6 protein-coding genes are annotated in these 7,352 nt (G+C 71.6%); 4 read left to right on the top strand and 2 right to left on the bottom strand.

The annotated features are described in order from the left end of the window. Together typA and Q0112_RS04975 are read left to right on the top strand one after the other, a co-directional pair. Nucleotides 1-1,621, top strand: a 1,621-nt coding sequence (gene typA, locus Q0112_RS04970) for a translational GTPase TypA (protein WP_297972266.1), incomplete at its 5' end; no start/stop codon positions are given. A gap of 262 nt (nt 1,622-1,883) precedes the next feature. Beyond that, nucleotides 1,884-2,258, top strand: coding sequence for a helix-turn-helix transcriptional regulator (locus Q0112_RS04975; RefSeq protein WP_297972268.1), 375 nt, complete (start codon nt 1,884-1,886; stop codon nt 2,256-2,258). A gap of 180 nt (nt 2,259-2,438) precedes the next feature. On the opposite strand, the gene Q0112_RS04980 is transcribed toward Q0112_RS04975, so the two are convergent. Further along, the gene (locus Q0112_RS04980) at nt 2,439-3,416 is read right to left on the bottom strand and encodes an alpha/beta fold hydrolase (RefSeq protein ID WP_297972270.1); all 978 of its coding nucleotides are present in this window, start codon (nt 3,414-3,416) and stop codon (nt 2,439-2,441) included. After that, the gene (locus Q0112_RS04985; protein WP_297972273.1) at nt 3,413-3,706 is read right to left on the bottom strand and encodes an SCP2 sterol-binding domain-containing protein; all 294 of its coding nucleotides are present in this window, start codon (nt 3,704-3,706) and stop codon (nt 3,413-3,415) included. The genes Q0112_RS04980 and Q0112_RS04985 overlap by 4 nt, the downstream gene beginning before the upstream one ends. Nucleotides 3,707-3,827: 121 nt before the next feature. Here Q0112_RS04985 and Q0112_RS04990 point away from each other — a divergent pair, with 121 nt between their 5' ends. Further along, nucleotides 3,828-4,373 carry a tetratricopeptide repeat protein gene (locus tag Q0112_RS04990; protein WP_297972278.1) on the top strand — a complete coding sequence of 182 codons (546 nt, stop codon included), beginning with the start codon at nt 3,828-3,830 and terminating at the stop codon, nt 4,371-4,373. A gap of 25 nt (nt 4,374-4,398) precedes the next feature. Further along, nucleotides 4,399-7,352, top strand: a 2,954-nt coding sequence (locus Q0112_RS04995) for a helicase-related protein (protein ID WP_297972281.1), incomplete at its 3' end; no start/stop codon positions are given.

Genomic DNA, 7,352 nt, shown 5'->3' on the forward strand with positions numbered 1-7,352 from the left:
CATCAACATCGTCGACACCCCCGGCCACGCCGACTTCGGCGGCGAGGTCGAGCGCATCCTCGGCATGGTCGACGGCGTCCTCCTCCTCGTCGACGCCGCCGAGGGGCCGATGCCCCAGACCAAGTTCGTCACCGCCAAGGCCCTTCGCCTCGGCCTCCGCCCCATCGTCGTCCTCAACAAGGTCGACAAGCCAGACGCCGAGCCCGACCGGGCGCTGAACGAGGTCTTCGACCTCTTCGTCACCCTCGACGCCGACGAGCACCAGCTCGACTTCCCCGTCCTCTACGCCTCCGGCCGCGCCGGCTGGGCCGACGCGGACCTCGACGGCCCGCGGCAGAACCTCGACGCCCTCTGCGAGCTCATCCTCTCCCACGTCCCCGCCCCGGCCCAGGCCGCCCGCGCCGCCGAGCCCTTCTCCATGCTCGCCACCACGCTGGCCGCCGACCCCTTCCTCGGCCGCCTCCTCACCGGCCGCATCGAATCGGGCCGCATCCGTACCGGCCAGACCCTCCACGCCCTCTCCCGCGACGGCGCCGAGATCGAGCGCTTCCGCGTCTCCCGCGTCCTCGCCTTCCGCGGCCTCACCCGCACCCCGATCGAGACCGCCGAGGCCGGCGACATCGTCAGCCTCGCCGGCATGTCGAAGGCGACCGTCGCCGACACCCTCGCCGACCTCTCCGTCACCGAGCCCCTGCCGGCCCAGCCCATCGACCCGCCGACCATCTCCGTCACCATCGGCATCAACGACTCGCCCCTCGCCGGCCGCGACGGCGACAAGGTCCAGTCCCGCGTCATCCGCGAGCGCCTGATGCGCGAGGCCGAATCGAACGTCGCCATCCGCGTCAGCGACACCCCCGCCGGCGAGGCCTTCGAGGTCGCCGGCCGCGGCGAGCTGCAGATGGGCGTCCTGGTCGAGAACATGCGCCGCGAGGGCTTCGAGCTCTCCGTCTCCCGCCCCCGCGTCCTCTTCCGCGACGTCGAGGGCGAGCGCCTCGAGCCGATCGAGGAGGTGACGATCGACGTCGACGAGGAATTCGCCGGCGTCGTCGTCGACAAGCTCTCCCAGCGCAAGGGCGAGCTCGCCGAGATGCGCACCGGCCAGGGCGGCAAGACCCGCATCGTCGCCCACGTCCCCTCGCGCGGCCTCATCGGCTACCACGGCGAGTTCCTGACCGACACCCGCGGCACCGGCGTCCTCAACCGCGTCTTCCACGGCTGGGCCGCGCACAAGGGCCCGATCCCCGGCCGCCGCAACGGCGTGCTGATCTCCATGGAGGACGGCACCAGCGTCCCCTACGCCCTCTTCAACCTCGAGGACCGCGGCCGCTTCTTCATCGGCCCCGGCGAGCAGGTCTACACCGGCATGATCCTCGGCGAGCACAGCCGCGACAACGACCTGGAGGTGAACCCGCTCAAGGGCAAGAAGCTCACCAACATCCGCGCCGCCGGCAAGGACGAGGCCGTCGTCCTCACGCCGCCGGCCCGCCCCACCCTCGAGCAGGCCATCGCCTACATCGAGGACGACGAGCTCGTCGAGGTGACCCCCCGCCACATCCGCCTGCGCAAGCGCCACCTCGACCCCCACGAGCGCAAGCGCCACGCCCGCCAGAGCGCCTCCTGACCCCGGCCGGCACCGGGGCCTCGCGGATTCCCCAGCCGTCGCATTTTGCAAATCCCGCTTTGCATTTCACGGCAGGGTTGTATCGCGCATTCGAAATGGCGGATTCGATCGCCCCCTGATTGTAGGTTAATTCAACCCTAAAGAAAGCGGATTACCGCTGATTGAGCGCGAAAGCCGCTTCGCAGCTTGGGTTAGAGCGCTTGGCATGATATGTGCATAGTCTGAGGCAGGACACAGCGATATAACAGACGGAGCCAATCCAATGAAGCATCCCGTTGATGTGCACGTGGGCAAGAGAGTTCGCCATCGCCGGTGGATGGTCGGGATGACGCAGCAGCAGCTCGGCGACATCGTCGGCATCAAGTTCCAGCAGATCCAGAAGTACGAGACCGGCATGAACCGGATCTCCGCCTCCCGGCTCTGGGACATCGCCCAGGCGCTGGACGTGCCGATCAGCTTCTTCTTCGAGGGTTTCGAGGGCGAGGGGGCCGAGGCCGCCCCGGCCGCGACCGCCGAGCGCGGCGATCTGCTCGCCGACAAGGAGGCGCTGGAGCTGGTGCGCTCCTACTACGCCATCCCGGAGGCGCAGCGCCGCCGGCTGTTCGACCTCGCGCGCGTCCTCTCGGACGTCGCCTGACCGGTTGTACGAGGGGCGGTCGGGCGGCCAGACCAGGGCTGCCCGATCCTCTCGCCGCATGAGCGAATCGATCCCGACCCTTTCGGTTGGAATACCCGTTCCATACGGATTCCATACGCGTTCCGGATCGAGCGAATCCCCGTAAACCCTTGCCGTCGAACGACTCGGCCTCGGCTGGCGTCATACCGCCGGTGTGCGGCTGCGGCGGGCGGGAACGGCCGACAGGAATTCGTCGATCCGCTTCCAGACCGCGGCCTGGATCTCGGGCCGCTCCATGAAGATCTCGTGCCGCGCGCCGGGCAGCTCCAGCAGCGCGCCCTCGGCCATCTTCGCCACCTGGCTGCGGATGATGCTGGCCGAGACCACCGTCTCCTCGCTTCCGAGCATGACCAGCATCGGCACCCGCGGCAGCGGCGCGACATAGAGCCGCGCCATCTCCTCCAGCGCGGCATAGGTCCACTGCATGCTCGGCCCGCCGAGCGCCAGCTCGGGATGCCGCGTGATCTGGCCCAGGCACCAGGCGAAGACGTCGGCATCCGACGTCAGCGGATTTCCGGCATAGCCGATCGCGATCGCCGTCGGCTGCGGCTTCGTCCCGGGCATCAGCCGGTTCCCGAACCCGGCCAGATTGGCGAGCCGGGTCATCTTCGCGGTCAGCTCGCGCGTCGCGGCCCGCATCTGCAGGTGCCACATTGGTGCCGACAGGATCGCCCCGCAGAAGTCCGCCCGCTCGAGCAGCGTCCGCAACCCGATGCAGCCGCCCATCGAATGCGCCAGCATGTAGCGGGGCCCCGGCAGCTCCAGCCGGCCGTCGAGCTCGAGCAGCGCCGCCACGTCGAGCTGGAAGGCGCGGAAGTCCTCGATATGTCCGAGCATCGGGTTCGCCGGATACCGGTCGGACAGCCCCTGCCCGCGCCAGTCGATCACCAGGACCGAAAGGCCCCGCTCCACCAGCCTCGCGGCAACACGCCCGTACTTCTCGGCGAACTCGGTGCGCCCGGGAAAGATCACCGCGGTCCCCCGCCGTCCGCCGCGCCAGGCGACCGCCCGCAGACGGATGCCGTCCGCGGTCGTCAGCCAGAAGGCCTCGGCGCCGGCGGGCGCGTCCGCCACGTCGGCGTGAAAGGGGGCAGCAGGAAGCGGCCCCTCCCGCGTCATGCCAACAGGCTGCCGAGCCGCATCGCGAGCCCCATGTCGCCATCCACCATCAGCTGGCCGCTCATGAAGGCGCCGGTCGGGTCGAGATCCCCCTCAAGCAGGCTCTGGAACGTCTCCGCGCTGGCGGTCAGCGTGCAGTCGGCGTCGCTCCCGTCGTCGGGCGCGGCGCCGCCCTCGTCGATCCTGACCGCGCCCGCGTCCTCGATGACGAACTTGACCGAACCGTCGATCCCGCTGCCGCCGAGCTTGGCGTTCAGCGCCCTGACGGCGGCGTCGACGATCTCGCCCATGTGTTCTCTCCGCACTGCGGGCTCGCTGGCCCTCGATTTCCGGCGTCGGATCGCTAATCTAGAAGTCATGGGCGGGTTTCAAAAGCGTCAACTGGCCGGAATGCTCGCCCTGGGGCTGTGGGTGGCCACCGGCGCACCCGCCCTGCCGCAGACCGAGGCGCCGCCACCGGAGAGCCTGCCGGCCGACCAGGCGGCGCGGCTCGAGGAACTCCTCGCCGAGCTCGGACAGCCGGGCCGGCAGGACTGGCAGAAGGTCGAGCAGGAGATCGTCCGCATCTGGTCGCAGTCCGGCTCGCCCGCCATGGATCTCCTCCTCGCCCGCGGCAACGAGGCGCTCGAGGCCGAGGACTTTCCCACGGCGGTCGAGCATTTCAGCGCCCTCGTCGACCATGCGCCCGACTTCGCCGAGGGCTGGAACGCCCGCGCCACCGCCTTCTTCCTCATGGGCGAGTACGGGCTCGCCATCAACGACGTGGAGCACGTCCTGGCACTCAACCCCCGACATTTCGGCGCGCTCTCCGGCCTCGGCTTCATGCTCGAAGCGATGGGCGAGCCCGACCTCGCGCTCGAGGCGCTGCAGGCGGCACAGGCGCTCAACCCCAACCAGCCGAACATCAGCGAGAGCGTGAAGCGGCTCGAGCAGATGACGGGGGACGCCGAGCTCTAGCGGCCGGCCGACCGGAGAGAGGATCATGGCTTTCGACGGCGCCGCCCGCGTCTCGGCCGTTCTCGGCCCCACCAACACCGGCAAGACCCACTACGCGATCGAGCGTATGCTCGCGCACCGCACCGGCGTCATCGGCCTGCCGCTGCGCCTGCTCGCGCGCGAGGTCTACGACCGCATCGTCGCGCTGCGCGGCCCCTCGGTCGTCGCCCTCGTCACCGGCGAGGAGCGCATCGTGCCGCCCCGCGCCGCCTGGTGGGTCTCCACCGTCGAGGCGATGCCGACCGACATCGGCGCCGACTTCCTCGCCGTCGACGAGATCCAGCTCTGCGGCGACCCCGACCGCGGCCACATCTTCACCGACCGCCTGCTCAACGCCCGCGGCCTGCAGGAGACCCTCTTCCTCGGCGCCGAGACCATGCGCCCGCGCATCGCGAGCCTCGTCCACGCCCCGCAGCTCATCAGGCGCGAGCGCTTCTCGAAGCTCACCTACACCGGCCCGCGCAAGCTCAGCCGCATGCCGCCGCGCAGCGCCGTCGTCGGCTTCTCCGTCGAGGACGTCTACGCCATCGCCGAGCTCGTCCGCCGGCAGAAGGGCGGCGCCGCCGTGGTGATGGGCGCCCTCTCGCCGCGCACCCGCAACGCCCAGGTCGCCCTCTACCAGAACGGCGACGTCGACTATCTCGTCGCCACCGACGCGATCGGCATGGGCCTCAACCTCGACATCGCCCACGTCGCCTTCTCCGGCCTCGTCAAGTTCGACGGCCGCCGCCACCGCCACCTCGCCGCGAGCGAGCTCGCCCAGATCGCCGGCCGCGCCGGGCGCTACACCACCGACGGCACCTTCGGCGTCACCGGCGAGGCGGCGCCGCTCGAGCCCGAGGTGGTCGAGGCGATCGAGAACCACCGCTTCCGCCCGCTCGCCCGCCTGCAGTGGCGCAACTCCGCCCTCGACCTCGCCAGCCCCGAGGCGCTGATCGCCAGCCTCGAGGCGGCCCCCGCCCGCCCCGACCTGCAGCGCGCCCGCGAGGCGGACGACCTCGCCACCCTGCGCGAGCTCGCCCGGATCCCCGAGGTGCGCGCCCGCCTCGGCGGCCCCGCCGGCACCCGCCTGCTCTGGGACGTCTGCCAGATCCCCGACTTCCGCAAGGTCACCCTCGCCGAGCACGCCAGCCTCTGCGTGCGCATCCTGCGCTTCCTGCAGGAGGGCGGCGGCATCCCGACCGACTGGCTCGCGCGCCAGATCGAGCGTATCGATCGAACCGAAGGCGACATCGACGCGTTGTCCAAGCGGCTCGCCTACATCCGCACCTGGACCTACGTGGCCCAGCGGCGGGGGTGGGTGGACGATGCGGACCATTGGCGCGAGGAGACCCGTGCGGTAGAAGACCGGCTGTCGGACGCACTGCACCTGCAGCTCACGCAGCGTTTCGTCGACCGGCGCACGTCGGTGCTCATGCGCCGGCTGAAGCAGAGGGAGAGCCTGTTGGCCACAGTCACCGAGAATGGCGAGGTCCACGTCGAGGACCAGTTCATCGGCCGGCTGGAGGGGTTCCGCTTCCTCCTCGACCCGACCGCCGACGCCGACCAGGCCCGGACGCTGCGCGCCGCCGGCATCGCCGCGCTGGCCCCGGCGCTCAGCCTGCGCGCCGACCGTTTCTACAACGCCCCCGACACCGAGATCGACGTCACCGAGCAGGGCGGCCTCATGTGGGGCGAGCACGCCGTCGGCAAGCTCGTCGCCGGCCCGGACGCGCTCAGCCCCGAGGTGCAGCCCTTCGTCGACGACGATGCCGCCCCCGAGATCGCCGAGAAGGTCCGCCGCCGGCTCTCGCACTGGATCGACCGCCGCATCGCGCTGCTCTTCCAGCCGCTCCTCGCGCTCAAGGCCGACGAGACCCTGTCCGGCATGGCCCGCGGCATCGCCTTCCGCCTCATCGAGGCGCTCGGCATCATCCCCCGCGCCGAGATCGCCGACGAGGTCAAGGCCCTCGACCAGGAGAGCCGCGCCGGCCTGCGCAAGCACGGCGTCCGCTTCGGCCAGTACACCGTCTTCATGCCGCTCCTGCTCAAGCCGGCGCCGACGCGGCTCCGCCTCGTGCTCTGGTCGCTCGCCGAGAATCTCCCGGTCTTCCCGGTCGCCCCGCCGCCCGGCCTCGTGACGATCGCCGCCGTCCCCGACGCCCCGCCGGGCTACTACCCCCGCGCCGGCTACCGCCTCGCCGGCGAGCGCGCCATCCGCATCGACATGCTCGAGCGGCTCGCCGACATGATCCGCAACCTCGACGCCCGCGCCGGCTTCGAGGCGGCACCCGAGATGCTCTCGATCACCGGCCTCTCGCTCGACCAGTTCGCCAGGCTCATGCAGGGCATGGGCTACGTCGCGGCCGAGGGCACCCGCCCGCGCCGGCGGCCCGCGCCGCCCGCGGACGCCGGACCGGCGTCCGCCGAGCCCGCACCACCCGCGGACGCCGGGCCGGCGCCCGCCGAGCCCGCGCCGACAGAGGCCGGTCAACCGGAACCCGACGCCCCGACCCCCGAGATCCCGGGCCCGGCTCAGCCCGACGCCCCGACCCCGGAGATTCCGGTTCCCGACCAGCCGGACGCCCCGGTCCCGGTCGATCCGGTCCCCGAGCAGCCGGACGTTCCCCTTCCGGAGATCCCCGTCCCCGGCGAGCCCACGATCCCGGTGCCACCGCCACCGACCGAGCTTCCCCCAACCGCCGGCGTAGCCGAGGTCGAGGCGGCGGCCGCCGAATCCGCAGCGTCCGAGACCCCGGTCGCGGAGGCGTCCGCCGAGGGCGAACCGCAGGAGATGGAGCTCTTCTACACCTTCTCCCGCGCCCCGCGCCGGCGCCCCGAACGCGCCGCCCGCCCGCCGCGCAAGCCCCGCGAGAAGGGCGCACGCCCGCCCCGCGGCGAGGAGGCGCAGGGCGAGCCGCGTCAGGGCGGGGCCGGCCGCAAGCCGAAGCGCGAGGACCG

It is taken from the genome of uncultured Amaricoccus sp., from assembly GCF_937858865.1.
Taxonomy (GTDB): Bacteria; Pseudomonadota; Alphaproteobacteria; order Rhodobacterales; family Rhodobacteraceae; genus Amaricoccus.

What these genes read in the sequence shown, in the direction of transcription:
- Q0112_RS04975 (WP_297972268.1), top strand. Translation starts at nt 1,884, where the DNA reads ATGAAGCATCCCGTTGATGTGCACGTGGGCAAGAGAGTTCGCCATCGC.
- Q0112_RS04985 (WP_297972273.1), bottom strand. Translation starts at nt 3,706, where the DNA reads ATGGGCGAGATCGTCGACGCCGCCGTCAGGGCGCTGAACGCCAAGCTC.
- Q0112_RS04980 (WP_297972270.1), bottom strand. Translation starts at nt 3,416, where the DNA reads ATGACGCGGGAGGGGCCGCTTCCTGCTGCCCCCTTTCACGCCGACGTG.